Source organism: uncultured Anaerobiospirillum sp. (assembly GCF_902485895.1).
Lineage (GTDB): Bacteria > Pseudomonadota > Gammaproteobacteria > Enterobacterales > Succinivibrionaceae > Anaerobiospirillum > Anaerobiospirillum succiniciproducens.
This window is the reverse complement of record NZ_CABTML010000114.1, coordinates 1-24,638: the sequence shown is the minus strand read 5'-3', so window position 1 is coordinate 24,638 and position 24,638 is coordinate 1. Positions and strand designations below refer to the sequence as shown.

The 24,638-nt window shown below is 42.5% G+C and carries 13 protein-coding genes, 1 tRNA gene and 1 rRNA gene; 4 read left to right on the top strand and 11 right to left on the bottom strand.

Going from position 1 to position 24,638, the window contains the following annotated elements; all coding sequences use genetic code 11:
- The first annotated feature begins 924 nt into the window (after positions 1 to 924).
- Both RDO37_RS09895 and RDO37_RS09890 read left to right on the top strand, forming a co-directional pair.
- Positions 925 to 2,127, top strand: coding sequence for a polyamine ABC transporter substrate-binding protein (locus RDO37_RS09895; RefSeq protein WP_308498968.1), 1,203 nt, complete (start codon positions 925 to 927; stop codon positions 2,125 to 2,127).
- A 470-nt stretch (positions 2,128 to 2,597) separates the two neighbouring features.
- On the top strand, positions 2,598 to 3,542 hold the full coding sequence (locus RDO37_RS09890) for a 1-phosphofructokinase family hexose kinase (protein WP_308498967.1): 945 nt from the start codon (positions 2,598 to 2,600) through the stop codon (positions 3,540 to 3,542).
- 443 nt (positions 3,543 to 3,985) lie between these two features.
- Here the strand turns inward: RDO37_RS09890 and RDO37_RS09885 are convergent, their stop codons facing one another.
- From RDO37_RS09885 to RDO37_RS09875, 3 genes are all read right to left on the bottom strand, one after another.
- Positions 3,986 to 5,182, bottom strand: a complete 1,197-nt coding sequence (locus RDO37_RS09885; RefSeq protein ID WP_027939055.1) for an amino acid aminotransferase — start codon at positions 5,180 to 5,182, stop codon at positions 3,986 to 3,988.
- Positions 5,183 to 6,118: 936 nt separating this feature from the next.
- Positions 6,119 to 8,065: an MATE family efflux transporter gene (locus tag RDO37_RS09880; RefSeq protein ID WP_308498966.1), complete on the bottom strand. Its 1,947-nt coding sequence runs from the start codon at positions 8,063 to 8,065 to the stop codon at positions 6,119 to 6,121.
- 883 nt (positions 8,066 to 8,948) lie between these two features.
- On the bottom strand, positions 8,949 to 10,436 hold the full coding sequence (locus tag RDO37_RS09875) for an altronate dehydratase family protein (protein WP_308498965.1): 1,488 nt from the start codon (positions 10,434 to 10,436) through the stop codon (positions 8,949 to 8,951).
- A gap of 796 nt (positions 10,437 to 11,232) precedes the next feature.
- Between RDO37_RS09875 and RDO37_RS09870 the strand changes: the two genes are divergently transcribed.
- Positions 11,233 to 11,406 carry a hypothetical protein gene (locus tag RDO37_RS09870; RefSeq protein WP_308498964.1) on the top strand — a complete coding sequence of 58 codons (174 nt, stop codon included), beginning with the start codon at positions 11,233 to 11,235 and terminating at the stop codon, positions 11,404 to 11,406.
- Positions 11,407 to 11,769: 363 nt separating this feature from the next.
- Here RDO37_RS09870 and RDO37_RS09865 read toward each other — a convergent pair whose 3' ends face one another.
- The 5 genes from RDO37_RS09865 to RDO37_RS09845 form a co-directional block, all read right to left on the bottom strand.
- Complete coding sequence (locus tag RDO37_RS09865; protein ID WP_308498963.1) at positions 11,770 to 14,448, bottom strand: TIM-barrel domain-containing protein; 2,679 nt, start codon at positions 14,446 to 14,448, stop codon at positions 11,770 to 11,772.
- Positions 14,449 to 14,877: 429 nt separating this feature from the next.
- Positions 14,878 to 16,179 carry a TRAP transporter large permease gene (locus RDO37_RS09860; protein WP_308498962.1) on the bottom strand — a complete coding sequence of 434 codons (1,302 nt, stop codon included), beginning with the start codon at positions 16,177 to 16,179 and terminating at the stop codon, positions 14,878 to 14,880.
- Positions 16,179 to 16,700 (bottom strand): TRAP transporter small permease, encoded by a 522-nt coding sequence (locus tag RDO37_RS09855; RefSeq protein ID WP_303074388.1) that lies wholly within the window; start codon positions 16,698 to 16,700, stop codon positions 16,179 to 16,181. The genes RDO37_RS09860 and RDO37_RS09855 overlap by 1 nt, the downstream gene beginning before the upstream one ends.
- A 13-nt stretch (positions 16,701 to 16,713) precedes the next feature.
- Positions 16,714 to 17,781, bottom strand: coding sequence for a TRAP transporter substrate-binding protein (locus RDO37_RS09850; RefSeq protein WP_308498961.1), 1,068 nt, complete (start codon positions 17,779 to 17,781; stop codon positions 16,714 to 16,716).
- A gap of 395 nt (positions 17,782 to 18,176) precedes the next feature.
- Positions 18,177 to 20,681: a TIM-barrel domain-containing protein gene (locus RDO37_RS09845; protein ID WP_308498960.1), complete on the bottom strand. Its 2,505-nt coding sequence runs from the start codon at positions 20,679 to 20,681 to the stop codon at positions 18,177 to 18,179.
- 602 nt (positions 20,682 to 21,283) lie between these two features.
- Between RDO37_RS09845 and RDO37_RS09840 the strand changes: the two genes are divergently transcribed.
- A complete protein-coding gene (locus tag RDO37_RS09840; RefSeq protein WP_308498959.1) occupies positions 21,284 to 22,147 on the top strand; it encodes an AraC family transcriptional regulator in 864 nt (287 codons plus the stop codon).
- Positions 22,148 to 22,314: 167 nt separating this feature from the next.
- On the opposite strand, the gene RDO37_RS09835 is transcribed toward RDO37_RS09840, so the two are convergent.
- The 3 genes from RDO37_RS09835 to RDO37_RS09825 all read right to left on the bottom strand — a co-directional run bounded on the left by RDO37_RS09835 (position 22,315) and on the right by RDO37_RS09825 (position 24,599).
- A complete protein-coding gene (locus RDO37_RS09835; RefSeq protein ID WP_308498958.1) occupies positions 22,315 to 23,808 on the bottom strand; it encodes a tagaturonate reductase in 1,494 nt (497 codons plus the stop codon).
- 567 nt (positions 23,809 to 24,375) lie between these two features.
- Positions 24,376 to 24,492, bottom strand: a 5S ribosomal RNA gene (gene rrf / locus RDO37_RS09830).
- Between the two features lie 30 nt (positions 24,493 to 24,522).
- A tRNA-Asp gene (locus tag RDO37_RS09825) sits at positions 24,523 to 24,599 on the bottom strand.
- Between the last annotated feature and the right edge of the window lie 39 nt (positions 24,600 to 24,638).

The window sequence follows — 24,638 nt, the reverse complement described above, 5'->3', positions numbered from 1 at the left end:
AACTCAATCTAAGACATAAAAAACTGTGCACTTACAATCGCTAGGCACTAGCTGATTGCATATAGTATTTGTGCATAATATAAAATCATAGCACCAAAAACTTAGACTAGTCTTTGCATTAGCCTTGCTTAGAGCTATTGAAGTCTAGATTTGAGCACTAGCGCACATACTTACTATCAAAAAATTAACATCTATCTGTTTCAAACTGCTCTCTTGCTGCTTAATGCACTCTAATAGTCTGCAGAAAGTTGCACGGTACAACAAATACTCATCTAAGCATGTCTCTCTTTATCAAATTGCTATTTATGCATGGGTTCTATGGATTTTTTTGATGGGTATCTTGGTATCTCAAGTACTTGTGCTTACGTGTGCATAGTTAGCTCATATCTTTGGTGCAATTGAGCAATTTTGGTATTTTCAGGTGCAATGAAACTCATCAAGGTGATAAAGAATTGCAAAACAATCAGCTAAATCCCGATCTTATCGGACTTGTTGTGACTAGGATTTTTGCAAGGCACTCAACTCTTTACAACCTTTTCTATAAAATAGGCGCAAAGTCGATCATCTCATATGCTTTGCAACCAATACAGCGCCCGCTCCAAACTATCAAACATCATTTGGACAGACGTATGAGCGACAATGCATGCACAACGCTGCTAGCTAGTTTTCTGGTGAGCGACAGCATCTACATACATTGCCTGATTCTTTGACTCAGTTGCAAAAGCATCTTATCGATGCAGAGATTTGTTCAGCAAAAGCGCTCAGGCAAGACTACAACGTCTGCTTGTTTTCAAAGCCTCTTAATTCCTGGCAGATATACGGCTATACGCTTTTGACAATATGCACTTTCACTTTTAGCAGATGTCGGCAAATGTTTTTGTTATCTTCTAGCTCTTTTCGAGCTGCAATATTTGGGCGTTAAATATGAGTTCCGGTTCAAGTGGTCATTCAGGACGCACTGCATCCGCTGCCTTTTTGTATTCATTTTCACTTTTAAATGGTGTAGGACGCATTGCGCTCGCTGCTTTAGTGGGCGTAGCTGCAGTGATCGTCTCTACCATTATGCCTAATGATGTTTTTGCATCTGAGCAAGTTAAGAAAGATGAAAACTCCCTGTACATTCTTAATTGGTCTGATTACATCGACCCAAGCGTACTTAAGGATTTTGAAAAAGAGTACAACATCAAGATTCACTATGATGTGATGTACTCAAACGAGGTGCTTGAGGCTAAGCTCATGGTTGGCAAGAGCGGCTATGACATTATTGCCCCATCAGCTCACGTACTTAAGCGCTTAGGCGAAAATGGTCTTTTATTACCTTTAGACAAGAGCAAGCTTAAAAACCTCTCCCACATGGATGAGGACAAGATGGCTAAAGCTGCTACTGTCGATAAAGATAATACTTACGGCATTCCATACATGGAGCTCTCTACTGGACTTGCTTATAACAAGACTAAGATTGCTGCTCTTTTTGGCAAAGACTTCAAGGTTGACTCTTGGGATCTTCTCTTTAAAGAAGAGTACTTAAAGAAGTTACAAAGTTGTGGTGTTGCAGCTTTAGACTCCCCATCGGACATGCTTTGTACCGCCCTTTTATACATGGGCCGCGATCCTGAGTCTACTAACAAACAAGACTATGCCGATGCAGCACATATGATGCGCGCCATGGGCAAGTATGTACGTTACTTCCACTCTGCACAGTACAGCAATGATTTAGCCTCTGGTGACATCTGTCTTGCTCCTGCATGGGCAGGTGATGCACAGCTTGCAAATCAGCGCTCTTTAGAAGCTAAGGGCGAAGAGATTGTCTATATCATTCCAAAGGAAGGTGCCTTAATGGGTTATGACATGCTGGCTATTCCAAAGGATGCAGAGCATGTAGATAACGCACATCTTTTCCTTGATTACATCATGCGCCCTGAGGTGATTGCTAAGATCTCCAACTATGTACGCTATGCTAACGCTAACAAGGATGCAACTCCTTTAGTTGATCCTGAGATCACTAGTAATCCTGGCATCTACTACGACAAAGAAACTCTTAAGCGTATGCATATCGTTGTTCCTCCAACCGAGGTTGAGCGTATCATGACTCGCACTTGGAACAATGTAATCTCAGCATCATCATAAAAGTAATCAGTCAAGATGCATACTCAATCTTGAAACTAGCTCTTTCAAGTAGATATTGCTTGTTGGCATTGTAGATTGAGTGCTCTGAGCAATTTAATTTATTCACGGCGGCCTATATCGATAAGATATGGGCCGCTGTGCATTTGGGCATTAGCTAAGACTCTAGATGCATTTGGCTGCTACCTGACTAGGATCTATGCAACAGGCTTATAGATGCTTTTGGCGGCTACCTGACTAGAATCTATGCAACAGGCTTATAGATGCTTTTGGCAGCTACCTGAATATGAGCTATGCGATAAGCATATAGCTGTTTTGTTTTCTTTGCTTATAGCAATCGCAAAGATGTGAGCTTTATGAAAGTGGTTATATTGCATCTGCAAATGTTTTTTGCCGAGCTTAACATCTATGCAAAGCTATTCGTGTTAGCATGGAGCTAGCTTTTGTGTGAACTTTTTACTGGGGGAACGGCCATGATCTATACAGTAACAACATCGCCTTCATTGGATCTGGTAATGAAACTACAGAATCCTTTGGCGATTGGTCAAACAAATCGTGCCGTAAGTGAAGAGTTACGCCCTGGTGGCAAAGGCATCAACATTTCTATCATGCTGCATAACCTCGGTGTTACATCTACTGCATTTGGCTTTGTTGCAGGCTTCTCTGGCGACGAGCTGATGAGACTTACTGCAGCTACTGGTGTTAAGACCGGCTTTTTGCGCGTACGTCGTGGTCGTACCCGCATTAATGTGCGTATCAAGGAAACTCCGGAGCAGACCTCCATTAATGGCTTAGGCCCAGAAGTTTCAGCTGATGATATTCAGTACATGGTCAGAAAGCTTTCAGGTTTAACTAGCGATGACTACCTTGTCCTTGCAGGTATGGTTCCACCATCACTGCCACACGACATTTACTCTATCTTCTTTGAGGCGCTAAAAGAAAACTCACAGCCAAAGGTCATTGTCGATGCTCCTGCAGATCAGTTTAAGTACATCCTCAAGTACCGTCCTTTCTTAATTAAGCCAAACATTAACGAGCTTAAAGAATACGTCAACATGCAGTTTCACAATGGCCAAGACGTGCTTAATGCTTGTTACAAGCTACAAGAAGAAGGCGCTCGCAACATTCTTGTCTCTATTGGTAAGTACGGTGCTGTATTCTTAGATGAGGATGGCAATGCCACCCGTATTGCAGCTCCAGGCGGAGAGATGATTGATAGGACTGGCGCTGGCGACTCTATGATCTCTGGATTCCTCGCTGACTATATCGTCAACCATAATCTTAAGAGTGCTGCCATGATGGCAGTAGCTACTGGCTCTGCTACAGCCACTACCGATGGTATTGCAATTCGTGATACTGTGGATGAGCTGCGCAAGCAAATGACAGACGGCTCCTCATTTGACGATCCTATTGTCTAAGTTATTGCTACGAGCCCAGCCTCTAATCTTGCGACTTCACAAACCGCTAGTTATAGCTAAGAGCCCTGACTCTAACTCTTGCTACTTCGCAAACTGCTAGTTCTTGCAACTTTGTAAGCCGCTAGCTCTTGCAGCTGCGCAAGTGTCTTCTTCTTGTGACTTGGCACGTATTGAGTTCTTGTGATGGCACTAGTGTCTAGTTATTGTTACACGGCAAGCGTCAAATAAGTCTTGCTCGCCTTGCTTAAGCATTAAGCCTTTGCTATTTGTGGGGCTGATGAGCATTTCTATTTTTATTGGAGCTTACTCCAAAGACAAAAGCCCTGACTAGCGCTTAACTAGTCAGGGCTTATTGTTTTAGGCCTCATGGCATTTTTTCATGAGGCGCTTTTGCTCATGCATTAAGATTGCTTATCTTTGCATGGGCTAAATATTTTGCTCAATTAATGAGAAACAACGTTGGCAATAGCGTTTGCTAAGTACTCGATGTTGTTGTCGTTAATGCCAGCAACGCAGATACGGCCTGAACCTACAATGTAGATGCCATAGCCTGCACGTAAGGTCTCAACCTGCTCCTTTGAAAGACCAGAGAATGAGAACATGCCGTTTTGCTTGGTGATGAAGTCAAAGTCACCTGCATCCTTTTCCTTGAGCTTGTCAGCTAATAACAGACGCATGCGGTGCATACGCTCACGCATTTCAGCAAGCTCGTCTTCCCACATCTTACGTAACTCTGGGTTAGATAATACAGTGATGATTACCTTCTCACCGTGAGCTGGTGGGTTAGAAATAGCGCAGCGGATAGCAAGCTTAATCTGAGATAAAGCCTTGGTACCAGCTTCCTTGTTAGCGCCAACGCAAGTTAAAGCACCAACACGCTCGTTGTACATGCCAAAGTTCTTAGAGAATGAAGAGCAAATGATAACTTCGCTGTTGAGCTCAACAATCTTACGTAAGCCGTAAGCATCCTCTTCAAGACCATTACCAAAGCCCTGGTAAGCAAAGTCAACGATAGGCAGTAACTTCTTCTTAGCTAAGAAAGCAGCTAACTCATCCCACTGCTCTGGGGTTGGATCGATACCAGTTGGGTTGTGGCAGCAGCCGTGCAGAATAACTGCATCACCCTCAGAGGCCTGCTCTAAGGTGTCGAGCATGCGCTCAAAAGCTAAAGAGTGGTTAACGCGATCGTAGTAAGGATAACGCTCAGTCTTTAAGCCAGCAGCTTCAACGATCTGGAAGTGGTTACCCCAGGTAGGATCAGAGATCCAAACACGCTGAGTTACGTGCTGCTGATATAAGAAGTCAGCGGCAATACGGATAGCACCGGTACCACCAGGAGTGTGGCAGGTAACAGCACGACCGTCGTCTACTAATGGGCTGTCCTTACCGAAGATGAGCTCACGAGTAAAACGACCGTACTCAGGAAGACCTGAGATTGGTAAGTAAGACTTGCTCTGCTCAGTCTCAAGAAGGATCTTCTCAGCTTCTTTGACGCACTTTAATACTGGAGTAACAGCATTCTCATTCTGGTAGACGCCTACACCGAGATTAATCTTATTAGGATTTGTGTCAGCTTTGAAAGTATCGGTTAAGCCGAGGATCGGATCTGCAGGAGCCAACTCCAAATGATCAAAAAACATATGATTCCTTCCTGAATACGCTAAGAAACTTCTTAGCTCAATGCATGAATTGCCCTAAGCTTGCGCTTACAGGTTTTCACCAAACTAAGCTTGAGCATATAAAGCCAAAGCTAGCTTGTACACAATACTGTCTTAAGCTTATGTAAACATACGCCCTCAACAGGCTGTACTTAAGAGCAAGGGATGAACCTATCACTAAGATAAAGTTTGTTATCTCTCTTTAAGCACATGTATGAATACAGTACGTGCATTATGCTTGACAGCAATGTAGTCCTGTTAATAAATGACAAAGCAACAGTATTACTACAAGATACACTGTTGCAGTGTTATTAGTGTCTAACAAGCAACTAATCAACAATAATCTTCACACACTTACTTTTGTAATCTGTGAAAAGACTTAGTTAAGTGCATGTTACACATCCGCAACAAAGCGCCCTCATATTATATGCAAGGCACTTTATAAAAGTGCGCTATGTCACAAATCATGCTCCCAAATAAGGCAAGCATCAAAAGAGATGAAATGACCCTAAAAGCCTTTACAAGCCCGATCTTTACAAGCATTGTGTAAGATCTTTCTACGATCTCACCATAAGCGAGCAAAAAGCCGTTGATCACTTTTTGTGCATAAATTTGATGGTCACCGCACCCTGATAAGACCACTAAGGCCCCTCAGCTCGCTCTTATGAACCATGAGTTCCTATGCAGATCATGACGCTTGCACGCCAAAGCTCGTGCCTAGGCAAGCTAGGCAAAGCAAGGCCATGCTAAGCGTGCCTAGCTGCAGTTGCCTAGGCTACTGCCATGCTCTAGAACTCTAAATTGATGCCTAGCTATAGTTGTTTATGCTTATACCTTGCTTTAGGCATACGCTAATCTTTTGCTGCACAGGCCAATCCTTTGCTGCACAGGCCTATGCATCCTTGTAATTGTGTAGTTCTAGGCTTCTACTGAAGCATGCTTGAGCTTAGCGCGATCTTTTTCTTGAGAAAGAGTTTCCTCGTAGATTCGCTTAGCTGCAGCACGCCAGGCACCTGACTTCCAGCGCAGCAGCATGGCAATACCACGAACCCATTCGTCAGCAGCAAAACCCAGCCAGACACCTAAAATGCCCATCTCTAAAGTAACGCCTAAGTAATAGCCTAGTGGTACAGAGATACCCCACATGGAGATAACCGCCATTACTACAGGGAATTTGGTATCGCCTGTGGCTCTTAAGGAGTTAATGATAATGATGTTTAAGATACGTCCAGGCTCCATGAATACAGTTAATAAGAACAAGGACGAGGCAAGCATCAGTACCTCTTGATTATCGGTAAAGATACCAATAAGCAGTGCGCCAGTACCTAAAGGCATAGAGAAGGTTAAGAAGAAAGTAACCACCTCACCTACGATCACTGAGCGAATCAGCTGCTTGTTAGCTAAATCAAGACGCATTGCACCTGTGTAGTGAGCCACTAATAGTTCAGTACCCATACCGATAGAGGCAGTTAAGATCATCATTACTTGCACAATCTGGAAGTAGATACCATGAGTAGCTAACTGCATAGCGCCCATAGAAGCAACCACACCAGTCATGAACATGTACTGAGTATGCCAAGAGAGATTTTCGCCCGCACCAGGCAGACCGATGTTTAAAATCGAGGCAATAACCTTCTTTCTAAACACGAACATAAAGCGTGGAATGAGGCGAGTACGGGTACGCTTGATAACCAGTGGTACAAACACGATGGCTGCAATAGTACGACCAATTACAGTGGAGATCGCTACACCCTCTACGCCCATTACTGGAACGCCGAAGTGACCAAATAAGAATAAGGTGTTACCAAATACTGTCAGCACGTTGATGAGCAGCGAGATATACATGGCATCACGAGTACAGTTATGCGCACGTAAGATAGCAGAGCTCACTAAGCAAATTGACAGTGGCAAGAAGGATAAAGAGAGAATCTTTAGATAATTATGAGAACTCTCAGCAATCTCTTCAGGTACACGCATTACATCAACAATCAGTCCGGCACTTAAGAAGATGACCAGCGATACTAAAGTACCCACTATGAGGTTAACGCCCAGACCAATGTGAATAATGCGTCGTGCTAAGCGTTTATTGTTAGCTCCTAATGCTTGGGCACAAACAACGCACACGCCGATATTGAAGAAGTTGAAAATGATCAGAGCTAAATCAAAGACCTGATTACCAATAGTAAGCTCTGCAACAGCCTTTACCGAGACCATGCCCACCATGATGGTGTTGATGATCAAAGTGGCAAAGTTTAAGGCAAGATCAATGAAGATTGGCCAGGTCAGTGACAACAATGAGCGCTGAGGAGTCTCAAGATCGAGCTTGTTAATACTGTTATCCAGCTCCTCAGAGAGCTTTTTAACCTCAGCGGCACTAGCATTATTAGACAGGTGAATATCAGGAGTTGATACGGCCACACCGATATTGCTATTACCAGCTGCAGCAGCTGCGGCGGCCACAGCAGCCGCCTCTTGCAGTGGCTTATCTGCACCAGCCTCAGCTGCCATAATAGCTGCAACTTGAGCAGCCTCTAAAGCTTGAGTATTACTTGAAACAACGATGGGAGCTGCAGCTTGAGCACCAACTTTAGCAGCAATGAGATCTATTAGCTCGCTCTCATTGTCATCATCAAAAGTCCAAGCAACCTCGGCTCCATCACTGCCAGCTGGAAATGAAGCTTCAAAAGCATCAAACTCCGATGCTCCACGATTTGATGACTCGGCAAGTGCAGCTTTTAAATTGGCGCTATCAAGCTTGGCTAATGCCTCAGTTAATGAGCTTGAACGCAGGGCGATTTGTGCCAATTCTTGTTCACGGCTAGTTGGCACACTAGCACCTTCATGTTTGATTTGTGTGGTACTCATCGATACTTAATTAGCACTAACAATGTGAGCATCTGCCTGTATCACGCTAGCTATATCTTTTGCTTTCACTGTGCCTGAATCTCAAGGCAAACCATGAAGAGACGAGCTGCCATTATTTATGTCAAATAGCTTAGCAGTGATTGAGGCTCTACTCGATAAATCCTAAACATAGAGTTGTGCGCTTGATTTGCATCTACTCCATGTACTTACGCAATGAATTGAGAATTGGTATGAGCACAAGTTGCTTGTTAATACCTAAAAGAGGCATTGCAACTTAATTAACCAGTGACTTATGTAAACGAATAAAAACAGACTGTGATTGCTCTCTTTTGCTGTAATTATATCCATGATTTTGCAAACTGCATCACGCTCTTAGATATTTTATTTCATATGTAAGTGCATACATTTATCCACTATATAAACCTATACCAAATCATGTTTACTAAGAGCTCATTTTAAGGTTGTTTATAGGCCATTGATACCTATTTTAACGGATAGATGCAGTAACAAATAGAACCATGCTCTCCACTAGCATGCACCAGATTTAGACTACATAAACCTAAAAAACTACACTCTATTGCTCTACTTTATGAAACAGTACTGCAAATTTTTGCAAAGACTTGCTTTAGACATAGCAATCGGATGCATTTGCTTTAACCACAACATTTACAAGCAACTGCTTTAGGCTAGCAATCGGCTGCGTGTGCTTTAGTCCCAACACTCAGGTGCTTTTCGCTTAATACAGACATTTGCAAGCACCGGCTTTAGGCCTAGCAATCAGGAGCGTATGCTATAGGCTTAGCAATCGGGGGCGTGTGCTTTAGACGGAAAAAGGCCGCTAAAAAGCGGCCCTCTACAAACTCAAGATAAAAGATTTGTTGACTTACATGGTGACGCCATCTTTCCAGATGACGATCTCGTGATAGCCCATCTTTTCAGACTTGGTCATTTTTCCTGAGGCAACTTCGATTACATAATCAAGGAGCTCATCAGTGAGGGTCTTAAAGTCCTTACCCTCAACAATGGAACCTGCATTAAAATCAATCCAAGCGCCTTTCTTTTGATAAAGCTCGCTATTAGTAGAGATCTTTACTGTTGGCACAGCAGTGGCAAATGGAGTACCACGACCTGTTGAGAACAGCACTAAATGACAGCCTGCTGCAGCTAAGGCAGTTGAGGCTACACCATCATTGCCAGGAGCCTCGAGTAAGTTAAGTCCATTAGAGCTGAGCATTTGGCCATAGCAAAGTACATCTGAAACACAGGCACTACCGCCCTTTTGTACACAGCCTAAAGACTTATCTTCTAAGGTAGTAATACCACCTGCCTTGTTACCTGGGCTTGGGTTTTCAGATACTACCTGTCCATGTGAGATAAAGTAATTCTTAAAGTTGTTGATGAGGTTAACGCACTTTTCAAAGGTGGCATTATCCTTGGCTCGATTCATGAGTAGCTGTTCAGCACCAAACATCTCAGGCACCTCAGTCATAACTGAAGTTCCCCCTGCACCAACAACTACATCGCTAAGTCTTCCGATAAGCGGATTAGCGGTAATACCTGACAAGCCATCTGAACCACCGCACTTGAGACCAATGCGCAGACGAGATAAAGGTACGCTCTGACGCTGGCACTTAGATGCTTTATTAATAAGCTCATCAATGAGCTGATAGCCATCGTCAATCTCATCATCTGAGTCTTGAGTATTTAAAAAGACAATGCGGTCATCATCGAGGTCTAAATACTCTTTGAAAACATTGATATTGTTATTTTCACAGCCCAGACCTAAAACGAGGACTCCACCGCAGTTACCATGCTTAGATAATGAGGCAAGTACGCGTTGTGTACTCTCTTGATCCTCTCCCATCTGTGAACAGCCGTATGGATGGGTAAGCGCCAGAGCGCCATCAACATTATCAATATTTAGCTCTTTAATACGGTCGTTGGCATACTTCTCAAGTACGCGTGCAATGTTATTTACGCAAAATACTGTTGGAATGATGAAGATTTCATTACGAATACCTACATCACCATTGCTACGTACATAGCCTTCAAAGGTACGCTCTACATGAGGAAGCTTTGCTTCCTCTACCTTGTCAAAGCTATAGTCCTTAACACCATCTAAAGCTGTCTTTAAATTGTGGCTATGAATGTGGGAGCCTTGTGGAATATCAACTTTTGCGTTACCGATAGAGTAGCCGTACTTGATGATAGGCTCGCCTGCCTTGATATTGTCTAAAGCAAACTTATGACCGCGAGTAATGTCATCGCACAGAATAACTTTACGATCAGATAAAAGAATCTCTTGACCAGCAGTTAAATCCTGCAGAGCCACTGCCACATTATCACGATCATTGATTACCAGAGCATTCATTAGCAACACCTCATTCAAGGTCTTTCAAATACGTAAGTATTCAAAGTGCCTACATCTATCCTAAGGTCAACACATCACAACCCAAGCACCTTATGCAACAGCCAATAGCTAGCGGCACAAGTAAAAACGTATAGTCATGCATGATAAATAAAAGCTCTCAGGCCCCAACCTAGCCAAATAGCCAAGTTACAACATGCCTAAACTAATGGGCGAATACATACCTAAGATCATGGGCAAGCACATGAATGAGCTCATGGGCAGTAAGCGCTAATGCATTGCAATGCATTACAGCCAAAAAGTTCAGCTCAAGCGTTTTTATGTAAGCGCGATTAACGCTTGAGCCAAACCTTACCTCTTGTAGCCAGATGGCTACTTCCTTATGTATGTTTGCTGTTGTAATGCACTATAGATGCGATGTATATGCACTATAGGCTTAAAGAACTTTTATCTAACCTACTAGTATGGAAGTATACAATATTTATTTTTTGCCTGATTATGCTCTATCCATCGATGGTGCAATTTACATAATCAAGATGCTAGTTTTATAACCTCCATCACAATTTTCGGCTGTAAAAAATCAGCTCTCTAAGACGCGATCCATCGATACTGCCTTAAATAAAATCCATCAACTGAAATTGACGTTATCCACTGCATGAATGTGATTCATACGCGATTTTAAGTTAACAATTTTTGTCAGTTGCTGTCTTGCTGCTATGCTTTGTCACTACAATGAAACCTCCGTTTGCTCAAACAATATGCAAGCATCCTTTGCTCTAACTATGAGGAAGTAACGATCATGATGTCCTATATCATCTCAAAGGTATCTCAGAACACTAGCGGCAACAGCAAGTACGTCGATCGTGCTGATGCTATTGAGCGTTTCTTACAGCAAAAGCGCGATGCCAAGGCTGCCCAAAAAGCACAAGCAAGCAATAGTAATAAAGAAACCACAAATAAGACTGACAAATAGACATCCATCTAACAATGCAAAAGCAGTTTGGGATCTAAGCTTTAAGTTTACAAGCTCGACTTCTACTTAATGTTGAGCCTTTTCAAAGATGGCAGCGCCCGCCCATGTTGTGAATGATCCATAAACGGATCAAAACCTTAGATCAAAAAAAGCCGCCTAAAAAGCATCTATTAATGCGCAATAGCATCAATAGACACCTCTTAGACGACTTTGTATGGTTTGAGGTATTTGCTATGTGAACAGATATTAGCCGTTCTTTGCTATGTGAACAGGTATTAGCCGTTCTTTGCTATGTGAACAGGTATTAGCCGTTCTTTGCTATGTGAACCGGTATTAGCCGTTCTTTGCTATGTGAGCTGAGCTTTAGCCGTTGTTTTCCATACCAATAAGATCGAAGTTCTTGGTAGAAACAATAATGGAGTAGTCATCTGACTTAGCACGGTCGCACTTGATTTGAATGGTGCGACTTGACAGGTTGTAATACCAACCACTCTCGGCTTTATCAAACTCATCAGGAACTAAATAACGCTTGAGCTGCACACCTGCACAGCTTACGAATAAAGCACCCTTAAATGGAGACAGCACAGTAAGATTTAACTTTTGGTAAGAGTGCTCATATGATCCAGTCTTCTTAAAGTTAATCTCCATGACTTCACCAGTGCTGACACTAATGCGAGTATTAGCATAGACACCTTTTTCAAAGTCTTTGGTGTGTCCATCGTCTTCGTAGTAATCAAAGTAGAAAGTACCTTGATTATGCTCACTTTGATATTTTAATAATTGCTCAGCACTAGTAAGTCCTGTTGCTGCAGCAGTTAAAGGCTTAGTTGCTGCAACAGTGATATCTAAGGTCTTAACTTTGTCAAAGACAATGCGCTTGATGTCTTTGCTTGCAATTAAGATTGCCTCGTCCTTTAAGAACATAGGAATAGAATCATCATCTACCTCATAGTAGATAGTCTGACCACCCTCATAGGCCTTGTAATTGTCATTCATGTCATACCAAGTATGGCCTGATGGTAAGTAAATTGGACGCTGTCTCTGGCCTTTTTCAAGAACATTGGCCACTAATACATATGGACCAAACATGAAAGTGAGGTTACGATCATTTAGCGCTTGTAAATCATGCTCAAACTCATAGAACAGAGGACGCAATACTGGCTCACCAGTTAAATTTGCCTGACGCATTAAGGAGTACAAGTAGATTAAGTAAAAATAGCGTAAAGCATAAGCTTGCTTAATCTGAGGCAAGTACTCACCATACATCCAAGGTTGAGTTACAGTATTGTCATTGTTAGCTGAGTTCATGGTAAAGCGTGGCTGGAAAATGCCATTTTGAATCCAGCGCAGCAGTAACTCACCTTCAGGAGCAGGGCCGGCAAAGCCACCAATATCACTGCCTGTGTTAGCAACACCGCTTAAGCCCATGCCTAAGATAGTTGCTACATTAAACTTTAAGGTACGCCAATCGGTAAGGTTGTCACCACCCCATACTTGAGCATAACGCTGAATACCAGAATAACCAGCACGATTGATGATGTAAGGACGCTCATTTGGATAGACATTGGCAATGGCCTGCTTGCCAGTATATGCCATCATTAATGACTGAATTGGCTTGTATTCAGCCATAGTGCCGCCACGACCTTCTGCGCATACACAAGCATTGCGATCTTCAACACCATCAAATTCGTTATTGTCGTTCCATACGGTCTTGGTGCCCATCTTGAGGATGTTTTCCTCAAGTAAATGTGCCCATGCATTACGGCCTTTTGGTCCAGTAAAATCGACAAAATAGCCAGGGCCACCCCACCAGCGACCAATGTAGTTCTGATCAACAGCTAAATTGCTTGCAACATCTTCAGAGCAGCATAAGGCTCCGTCAATGGCTACATTATGGTCAAACTTTGGCTGTCTATCTTTGTCTGCAGCTACCTTCACTAAAGCATCGGCATCAATGTAGTACTGCTTATATGGATGACCCATCAAGACGCCAGGCTTTAAATTTGGGATAACGTTGATTCCTTTGCTATTTAAGGTAGCAAAAAATGCCTTTGGATCAGGGAAACGGATATGGTTCCAGTTGAAGGTGTATCTAAGCTTGTCTTTTTCACCTGCACTATAACCACTTGCGAGCCAGAAATTATCTATGTACAGATCTTCATCTAAGTGCTTGTCTACTACCTTGTAAATTTCCTCATCACAATGACTATCAAGCTCAGCATAGTACATAGTTGATGAAGTAAAGCCCAATGACTGCATAGTAGGCATAGTGGTAGTACCAGTTAAATATGTATAACGCTCTACTACCTGCTTAATGCTTGGACCATTGATTAAGAAAAGATCGATATCACCGCCATCAACTTGATAGTAGCAATAAGGATCCCAATAGCCACTGCGCTCATTGCCCATGTCAAAGACACAGTCATGGCTATTGTTATAGAACAATCCCACGTATGACTTAGTTAACTCATTGACGCGTAAATAGAAAGGAATGTGCTTGTAAAGTGGCTCACCAAACTCTGGATCATGGCCAATAGCGTCTTTTGGACAAGTACGCATATGGCGGCCCTTCTTGTCTAAGTGGCCAGTTTTCTCACCAAAACCAAAGAAGTGATCATACTTTGGATCAATTGCACTGTAGTGGAAGAGACGACCTAAATGATCTTGCTCATAAGCACGCTCTTTAAGATCAGAGTAAACAACCTTATTGCTCTGCTTATCGAGCATAGAGAAAGAAAGTGGATGTTTATTGAGAATAAGCTTAATAGACTTAGTTTCAAACTCAATGCTCTTATCTAAAACTGCAGGCTCTACTTTTACAGCCTCAATACGCTTACGCTCATCTTTAAACAGCTCATCAAGATCATCATCCCAGGCTGTGGTAACTAAAGCATAGGAGTGCTCTTCAAAACGGCCATCAAAACTTACGCGAATACGGACAATATCATCAGTTAAGAAGACAAGCTTAATCAAAGCTTCTTTGCAAGCAACCACAAAGCCATTGTCAGTTGCATATAAGCGCTCAAAATCTTTAACAATCATGGTTTTCACCAAGTCTGACTAATATGAAACTAGTCCAAGAGCCTTGTTCATATTCTTGTATAGCCGCTGTGCTGTCACATGCTTAACAACTAAATGCTGTTGTAGCGCTTTTATTGCTGTTCTTTCTCTAGCGCAACACTCTTTAAGAGCTATCGGTCAGCTGCTTAAAGTCTTTAAGAACTATCGGTCAGCTGCTTGCTGCTTAAAGTCTTTAAATTAATTGCAAGAGCTTATTAACTCAACCAAAACTTTATGTGAAGAAGTAGCTATATAAACAGGCAATAGATTGCCATGCTGTAAACAAGTAAGTGAGGGATCTAGTTTTTTTTTCAATGAATGCTTTTATGAAAGAAGGCGCTCTGTTGGAGATCAGTTATTCGATGGAGCGCCTTCACTATTTTGTTATTTAATTAGCGTTTAGATCTTTATTTACATGAGCCCCATCATCTTAGGAATGAACAGTGACACATCTGGCACATAAGTGATTAAAAGCAATATTGCGATTAACACCATGAAGTATGGCACTAACATGGCGCTAACACGTTCAATTGACATCTTGGTAATACCACAGCCAACGAACAGTACAGAGCCTACTGGAGGAGTCATAGAGCCTAAGCACATGTTAAAGATCAGCATGACACCAAAGTGCACTGGATCCATACCAAGTGAAGTGCAAATTGGTAAGAAGATCGGAGTAAAGATTAAGATCGCTGGTGTAATGTCTAAGAACATACCAATGACCAGAAGAATGATGTTAATAAGTAAGAAAATTACGTACTTATTATCACTAAAGCTCATCAGTGCATCTGCAATGGCACTTGGAATGCCAGAGAAAGCCATCACCCATGACATTGCTGAAGAAGCTGAGATCAAGAATAAGATGATGCCAGATACGCAAGCGCTATCTACTAAGATCTTGGTCAATGACTTGAGAGTAACTGAGCGGTAAATAAAAGAGAGCGCTAAACAGTAGACTACGCATACACCTGCGCCTTCAGTTGCAGTAAAGACACCAGAGACAATACCGCCAATTACGATGACAATTAAGGCAAAGCTTGGCATAGCATCTAAAGTAACTTTTAAAGCTACCTTAGCTGGAACGATACCTGTGGTTGGGTACTTCTTAGAGCGTGCATACAGATAGGCTACCAGCATAACGCCAAGACCCATTAAGATACCTGGCACATAGCCTGCCATAAACAGAGCTGAGATTGATACACCACCAACTACAGTTGAGTACACGATGAAAGCTGAGGTTGGAGGGATTAACAGACCTGTTGGAGCTGAGGCAATATTTACGGCAGTGGCAAAAGCCATGTCGTACTTCTCTTCTTTTTGAATAGGAGCAATAGAGCCGCCCATAGCTGAAGCTGCAGCTACAGCAGAACCAGCAAGAGAGCCAAAGAGCATATTGCCAAGCACGTTAGTCTGAGCAAGAGAGCCAGGAATAAAACCGCAGAACAGTTTGGCAAAGTTAATCATGCGACGTGCAATACCGCCATTGTTCATGATATTGCCAGCCAAAATGAACAGAGGTACAGCAAGCAAGGAGAAGCTTTCTACACCAGAATTCATCTTTTGCATGATGATGAAGCTTAGCTGATCCCAACCTAAAGTGGATAAGCCTGTAACTACTGATGCTAAGACAATACTGACACTAACTGGTACGCTCAGAGCAAGTAGTATGAAGAACATGCAGAATAATATAACTGCCGTTAATGCAATAGACATTACTTGTCCTCCTTAGTTTGAGTATCTTGTTTGTTAGAGAGGCTAACTCCAGTGACATCTTCGTAGATATTGATGATCTGAATGATCACAATGAACACGCCTGAAATTGGGGCCATGGAATACACTAAAGAACGTGGGAAGCCCAATAATGCTGAGTACTCCATAGAAGCAGCAATGGCTAATTTGGTACCACCAATAACTAAAATGGCCAGCGCAAACAATAAGATCACTACATCCACAGCAACCTTTAGACGCTTAATATTGGACTCATCGAGCTTGTCACGCAGGAAGGTAAGAGCCATATGCTCTCTAGTTGAGAAGGCATAGGCTGCACCGATAAAGCCAGTCCAGATAAGTGAATAACGCACTAACTCTTCAGTAAATGATGCTGGGTCATTTAACACATAACGTGTAAACACCTGCCAAATAACCAAGAAGGTCATGAAGACCAATAACACGGTACATAAAGTAGACAAGACTAAATTGATAGCAGCCTTAGTCTTAACTAAAAATTGATACATGACTTAGGCCTCCTTAATTGACTGATGCAGCGTCACTTGTGGCATTTTGGCTGCGGATGGTGTCAATGAGATTAAGCATCTTTTCTACACCGGCGTACTCTTTTGAGTACTTAACCAACATATCTGCAGTTGCCTGTCTAAAAGCCTCTTTATCAATATCATTGATAAAAGTAACACCCATTTTGGCTTTAGCTTCTGCAATGGCATCTTCTACAGACTTATCCCAAATTCCCTGATGCATCACTGTAGAGTTACGAGCTGCCTCTACCATGATCTTTTGATCCTCAGGGCTGATGTTGTCCCATACCTTGGATGAAATTACTAATGCATCTGGGATCATGGCGTGCTGATCGGTTGAGTAAACCTTACAGATTTCACCATGCTTACCTAAGGTCAGAGCTGTTTCGTTGTTCTCAGTTCCATCAATCACACCAGTTTGTAAGGAGGTGAACACATCACCGTAAGCCATCGCAACTGGAGTACCGCCCATGGCTGATACCATCTCGGTCTGTGATTTCATATCCTGAACACGAATCTTCATGCCCTTTAAATCAGCAGGGGTACGAATTGGCTTATTTACAGTGTAAAAAGAACGAGAACCAGAGGTGTAATAAGTTAGGGTAACAAAGCCCTTATCGTGGCTAGACTTAAAGAAGTCATACATCAGAGGATCATCCATGGTCTTGTAGAAGTCCTCAGTATCATTAAAGATGTATGGAAGACCAAAGGTATGATATGAATCATCATAGGTTGCTAGCATTGGAGAGGCTACCTTAGTCATGGAGATAACGCCTGCCATTACCTGCTCCATTTGCTCAAGCTCTGATCCTAATTGACCGTTAGCAAAGATTCTGACTTTGATACGACCATTGGTACGCTCATCTAGCTCTTTGGCAAACTCAGAAATAGCAATATGCACTGTATGTGTTTCAGATAAGCCATGAGCAAGAGTTAGGATCATTGGTCGTTCTGAAGTAGCTTCAGTTGATGTGCTAGCTGATTGCTCGGTACAACCGCCTAACGACACAGACAAAGCGATTGCAGCAGTCGACAAGGACAGCGCATGCCATAGTTTTCTCATCAGTCAATCCTCATAAAAGCGTACAAATCTGAAAAACAAGGCCTTTGAGCCTCATTTATCAGTTTGTACGTCAAACACCACACGCTTTGTATTTCTAGGAAATTTTGGGCGTGCAAACTCCTTAAGCTCTCAGCTAAAGCCTTGAACCCATGTTTGTTGATTACTCTTAGTTTGTTGATTACTCTTAGTTTGTTGATTGTTAATAAACTTCGTGGCAGCTTAGGCTATAAGATAGACTCCATTTGTAGGCATTGAACATATAAGCAAGAGCACCATCCCCCTTGATTTAAATACCCTTAGCTTTGGTTTACTGCATACAAGATGGACTAAATAAATACGCCTGAAACTAGCCTAAGCAGCAGAATGAAATTGCGGTTTTTGACCACAATTGGCTTTTACATGCCAATCATGTCAAACGGCTCGTATGAGATAACCACCTCATAATCTTCTTTAATGTTTGGATACTTGACCTCAACACACTGACGGCTCTGTGAGTAGTACCAGCCGCTTGAAGCCTTTTCAAAGTGAGAGCGCACTAAGAAGTGCTCGAGCTTATTGCCATCAACATTTACGTAGAATGGACATTTACCCTTGTGAATCACGGTAAGCTTGATGTCTTCAACTGAAGAGGTGTAATTACCCTCATAGTTAAAGCTGATCTTGGTCAGATCTCCAGCACTCATCTTGATATTGGTCTTGAGATATGCACCGTTGAGGTAGTCATTTGACTTGCCATCATCCTCGTACATACAGAACATGCCATCCTTATCTGGAGCGCAAATAATCTCTAATGAGCGTACCTGCTGAGTCTGTAGATTACTAATATCGTGAGCAGCAAGTGGAATAATCTGACCTGAGCGAATGAACATTGGGATGCTTTCTAAAGAAACATCAAAGCTCTTAGTGTCGCCGCCGTTAAAACACTCGAAGGTGTTAAAGTCGTAAAAACGCTCGCCCTTTGGGAAATATACAGTGCGCTTTTGCTGACCTTCCTCTAAGACATTAGCTACTAACAATGCTGAGCCGAGCATGAAGTTGAACTGCTCATCATAAACAGCAGCGTCATTTTGGAACTCCATGAGCATTGGGCTAAAGTAAGGCAAGCCAGTCTCATGAGCGCGATACATCAGTGAGTATAAATATGGGCTTAAGCGATAGCGCAGCTTAATTGCATCACGAATGAGATGCTTAACATCGCTAAACATCCAAGGCTCAGTAACACTGTTATCGGTATTAACTGAATGGATGGAGAAGCGAGGCTGGAAGATACCGTTTTGTACCCATCTTACAAAGAGCTCTTTGCTTGGAGCAATACCGTAAAAGCCGCCAATATCTGAACCTTGGTTAGCCACACCAGATAAAGACATGCCCAGCATAGTGCCAATGTTGTATTTAAGCGCCTCAAAGCAGGTAAGGTTATCGCCTGACCATGTTTGAGCATAACGCTGAATACCAGCATGACCAGAACGGCACACAACAAATGGACGCTTATTTGGATAGAACTCACGTAAGGCCTCAATAGTGATGTGGCACATGATATTGCTCATGACTGACTTATAGTCACCAATAGTGCCACCTAAGCCTTCAACGTGGATACGAGCATCCTTGTTGACTAAGCTGTCATATTCGCAGTTGTCGTTCCAAATGCTATAACAGCCATAGCTAAACAGATGATCTTTAAGCAGCTGCTTCCAATAGCTACGAGTGCTCTCCTTAGTAAAGTCTGCAAAGTAGCCCTTACCGCCCCACCAGGTACCAACAGCTGGCTTATCCTCATGCTCATCAAGCACGAAGATATTCTTCTCCTTCATCTCTTCAATGCGAGGGTGTACGCACAATACACCTGGCTTGACATTTGGAGATACCACAATGCCGAGCTTATCCATGGTCTCAAAATAGCCCTTAGGATCAGCAAAGCGCTCATCATTCCAAGTGAATACACAGCGCTTAAGGCCTTCTGAGGTCATTGCTGTGCAATAACCAGATGACAGCTGGAAGCCATCGATCGGCATCATTTCCTCATGGGCATTGTTAATAAATTGCTCAATGGCTACATCGCAGTTCTTATCTAGCTCAGCGTAGTACATTGAGGAGCCCAAGTAACCTAAGGCAGCCTTTGGCAGCATGGCGCTTTTGCCAGTCAGATCGGTATAACGCTCAACTACCTTTGAAACCTCAGGGCCATTAATGAAGAACAAGTCGATATCGCCGCTGTTTGCTCTAAAGGTAGAGTGCATGTGCCAGTAATTGCTCTTGCGGCGGCCCATATCAAAATCGCATTCACAAGAACTATGGTAGAAGTAACCACAAGCACGACCAGTCTTCTTGCTAAGTTTCACATAGAAAGGAATGTGCTTGTACAGTGAGTCAGTCTTCTGAGGGTTGTATCCCATAGCATCCGTTGGTGACATGGTCATAAAAGCTTCAAGCTTATTAAACTCACCACTCTTTTCACCAAAACCATAGAATCCATCAGTAGGCTCAATCTCACTTACGTGAATACGACGCTTGTTGCTGTCCTCTTGAAGTGCTAAGTCAACACAATCGCGATGCAGGACTTCTCCATTTTGATCGCAAATAGTAATCTGATAAGGATCGCGGGCAATTTTGACAATTAAGCCCTCGGAGCGCAGTATGAACTCGTTATCGTTTTCTTCTAAAGTGCTAACTGCCACCTCAACACGCTTACGATAGTCCTTTAATACCTCGTCAGTGACGCTTGGCCAGGCGGTGGTCACTAAAGAATATGAGCTCTCTTGGAAGTCGCCGTCAAAGCCTGCACGAATACGTAAAATATCCTTCGTCATGAAGTAAATGCGAATTGGCAGATCACAATCAGTAGTTACTACATAGTAATTATCTACAGCAACGCAAGATAAAGCCTTAGTACATACTCTCATGTCACTCTCCGTCAGATTAAAAGTTTTAGCACCACAAACCATAAATACAACATTAAATTGCTCAGCTAACCGCCGCTATACAGCTGACATATGACAGCTAATGGCTAACAGATGACAGCTGATGGCCGATGGTTAATGGCTGATTGCTGCAGCTGATAGCTAATGGTTGATAGCTGATAGCCGATAGCTAATGGCTGATGGTGATGGTTGATGGCTTGCACATCGCACTTTAGAAAAAGCCTGCTCAACAGGTTCATTTCTTTTCTAAAAGCACTTAAAACCAACATGTGCTCTTAATGAACGCTCTTAATCTTAAGGATTAACCTGATAAAATGCCCCACTTTTCTTACCCTGATTTGGGCATTTTTCAACATTTCTTGCACTGCTAACTAGATTTAGATATATCTCACAATTTTGTGCTCATATTATTCTGTAATGCTATAAATGCGATAGATTTGGTATTTATAAATATCTATAGATATAGACCTGCCAAACCTTTAGCTATAATTTACACATTTAACATAGCAATCTATGGGTCAATATCGTACTACTAACAATTAGGCTAGTTTAGTCAACACTATATGTTGCTATTAGGATTGAGCATGATCGATAACGCCGCAATCTATATGCAAAACGGTAAGTCAATTGCTACCGAACGCATTTGCTCAGTAAATGACAATGTAATGCAAAGTCATTTTCACAACTACTATGAGCTGTACTACTTAGAGCAAGGCGAGAGAAAAGTGGTGATCGGCAATACCTCATATCAACTCAAAGCTCATGACTATATTGTGTTTCCGCCTTTCACCATGCATCACTCCTACTCTGATGATGGTGTACGCTTTTCTAGATTAGTCTTGTACTTCCAGCCTGAGCTTATATCAACAGAGCTCAAAGAATTCTTTGTAAACGACTTAACGCCTCATTCTATTGATGATGAAGACACACAAAAACTATTTTATGGACAGCTTTGTCAGCTCATATGTGAACAAGATAAACCTCAGCTTATGAGTTTAGAAGTGATGAACTCTCTGCTACAGCTCATACTCATAACCATTGTGCGCAACCAAACTAACACCCATCGCGCCTTGAGTGAGCCGAAGATGGCTAGTGTCATAAGCTTTGTGCATCAAAACTATTTTAAAGATCTGTGTTTAGATGAGCTTAGTGAGCGCTTTTTCATATCTAAATCCTATCTATGCCGCGAGTTCAAGCGCTTCACTAGCTGTAGCTTTGTAGAGTACCTTAACAAAATTCGTGTATTGCACGCTCAAAGGTTGTTTATCGAAAGTAATAAGAGCATTACAGAAATCGCAATTGAAGTCGGCTTTGGAAGTCTCACCCACTTTGAACGCGTCTTTTGTAAAAACAATGGCATAACTCCCAAGAAATTCTGTACTAATGTTCGCAAGGATCGCGATGCCAAAGAAAAACTTGATCAAGCTACGACTACCATCATCATCTAACTAGGATAAGAACACGACATGATAATCAGAGCATGTTAAAACCTATTTAAAGACAGCTTTTTTCCCATTTATCAGCTGAAATGAAAAGCCCCGCACAAAATAGTCTGAGCGGGGCTTTGTTTATCAAGGATTAGAAAAATTCTAACCTTGTCTTAATTTACTGCTGATTAGTAGTGCTCGAGCAGATCACGCATAGTGGCCATAGCACCATCAGAGATGATGGCGTGCAACAGGCGTGAAGTGATGACAACTAAATCGATATCTGAAGATAAGTTGCAGCCCCAGAGCTTGCTATCGCTAAGCACAGCCTGTACTACGAATACAGCAGAAGCTTCATTCTTACGATAATGAGTCCAAGCACTTGAGATGACATCTACAGCATAGGCGTCATCGTAGAACTCCTTGGTCTTGCCATTGGACAGCTGTACAACAACAGGCACCTCAGTGGCATTCTTGTATAGAGCAATATAGGCTGCTAAAGCAAAGCACAGCTTCATTGGCAGCACGCCCTTAGCTCTTGCATCTAAGATAGTTGGGATAACGCGGGCGTTAATCTTAGAAGTGCAGTTCATTAAGATGTCAGTGAGCTGATGATGCAGTGCAGGATCGCTAAAGCGAGCTACTACGTCGTCTGCAAACTTAACTAACATATCCTTGTCGAGCTTTAATGAAGGGATGATCTCGTCATAGATAACTGAACGAGCAAACTTACCAGTTACCTCGTTTGCCATCATCTCATCCACAGTCTCTATTAAAGAGAGAACTGCAGCAGGTACGTTAGCGGTATGAGCACCGTTGAGGATACGTACCTTACGTACACGGTAAGGAGTAATATCATCAGCTACTACAACGTTAAGACCAGCCTTAGCAAATGGCAGAGCCTCAGATACGTCAGCACCACCTTCAATTGCTAAGAAGTGGAACTTCTCACCGCAGCTAATGAGCTTATCTTCGTAGCCTAACTTCTCGTTGTACTGCTCTTTTTCAGCATATGGGAAGCCTGAAACAACACGATCAACTAAGGTGTTTAAGAAGCGGCATTGCTCATTAACATAGGCCTTAAACTCATCGCCTAAGTTCTGCTCATCAGCATGCTTGAGCACAATGCGCTTTAACTCTAAGCCGTTATCCTCAATGAGCTCACATGGAACAATCCATAATCCTGCTTTAGCATTGCCCTTTAAAGCCTTGAAACGCTCAAAGAGCATAGCAGTTAACTTACCAGGGAATGACTGAGGGCAAACGTCAGTATTAAATGGGCTTTCCTCGCTAAAGGTAATGCCAGCTTCAGTGGTATTAGAGAAGATGAACTGAACATTCTCATCAGTTGCAGCACACAATACTGACTCCCACTCATCGTATGGGTTCTTAACGTCAGCAATGGCATTAACTAAATCTATCTCTTGGCAAGCCTTGCCATCAACGTAGCTATTGAGCACGGTAGTAAAGAGGCAATCTTGCTCTTTGAGCTTTGGAACACTGTTGCCATGAGGAGTGCACTGCAGTGCAAGTACACGACCATTGAAAAGGCCTTGCTCATTGGTCTTATAGATCATCCAATCGAGGAAGCAACGGATGAAATTACCAGTGCCAAACTGAATGGCACGAATAGGAAGAGAAGACGCAGCCTCACCCTTTGAAGAAAGATTCAACTTCTGCATATAGCCTCTATTATTCTCAATGACCGCTAAACAAATTTATTGAGACACAATAATTAGGCACATAGCCACTGCAAAATAAGTCTTGCGATAAATATAGTCTTACCGCAGTACTAAGTGCTCTCACGATCAATCAGTTGCAATTGAATAAATCAAATATACCATGTAATTACAGGGATCGCGTCAAGCATATGTTCTAATGTAGACGTAGCGCTAATACAAGGTATCCTATGGAGTACTTGTGATAGCACGATAACAATCATTTAGGCTACACACGCCACAAATGCGTCAGATTTGTGAGTGCCCCAGAAGGCTAAGATTTTTGCGTATTCGGTTGTACTCTTCGCAGCTCTCTTATAGATCTAAAAATCAAGCTAGGCATGACGGCGTATGGAGAGGCTTGTCGTAGTAGAAAGATTATTGCGCGTGTTACTGTTGCACATTGATTGAGTAGAGGCTTGTTTACTATCTTAGCTGATGATGGATTGCAATTTTGCTTGGGCAGGATGAAGTTTTGGAGGGTGCAGATACGAAAAAACCGCCTCGTGGGCGGTTTCTTCTTGAAATCAAACCTAGCGATGACCTACTCTCGCACAATCGTACGTTGCACTACCATCGGCGTACACTGCATTTCACTTCTGTGTTCGGAATGGGGACAGGTGGTTCTGCAGCACTATGGTCGCTAGGAAACTCGGTGAACTCTTATTGCATAAAAAGTGGCGGAACGGACGGGAATCGAACCCGCGACCTCCTGCGTGACAGGCAGGCATTCTAACCGGCTGAACTACCGCTCCGCAAATTATTAAGCCTGGCGATGACCTACTCTCGCACAA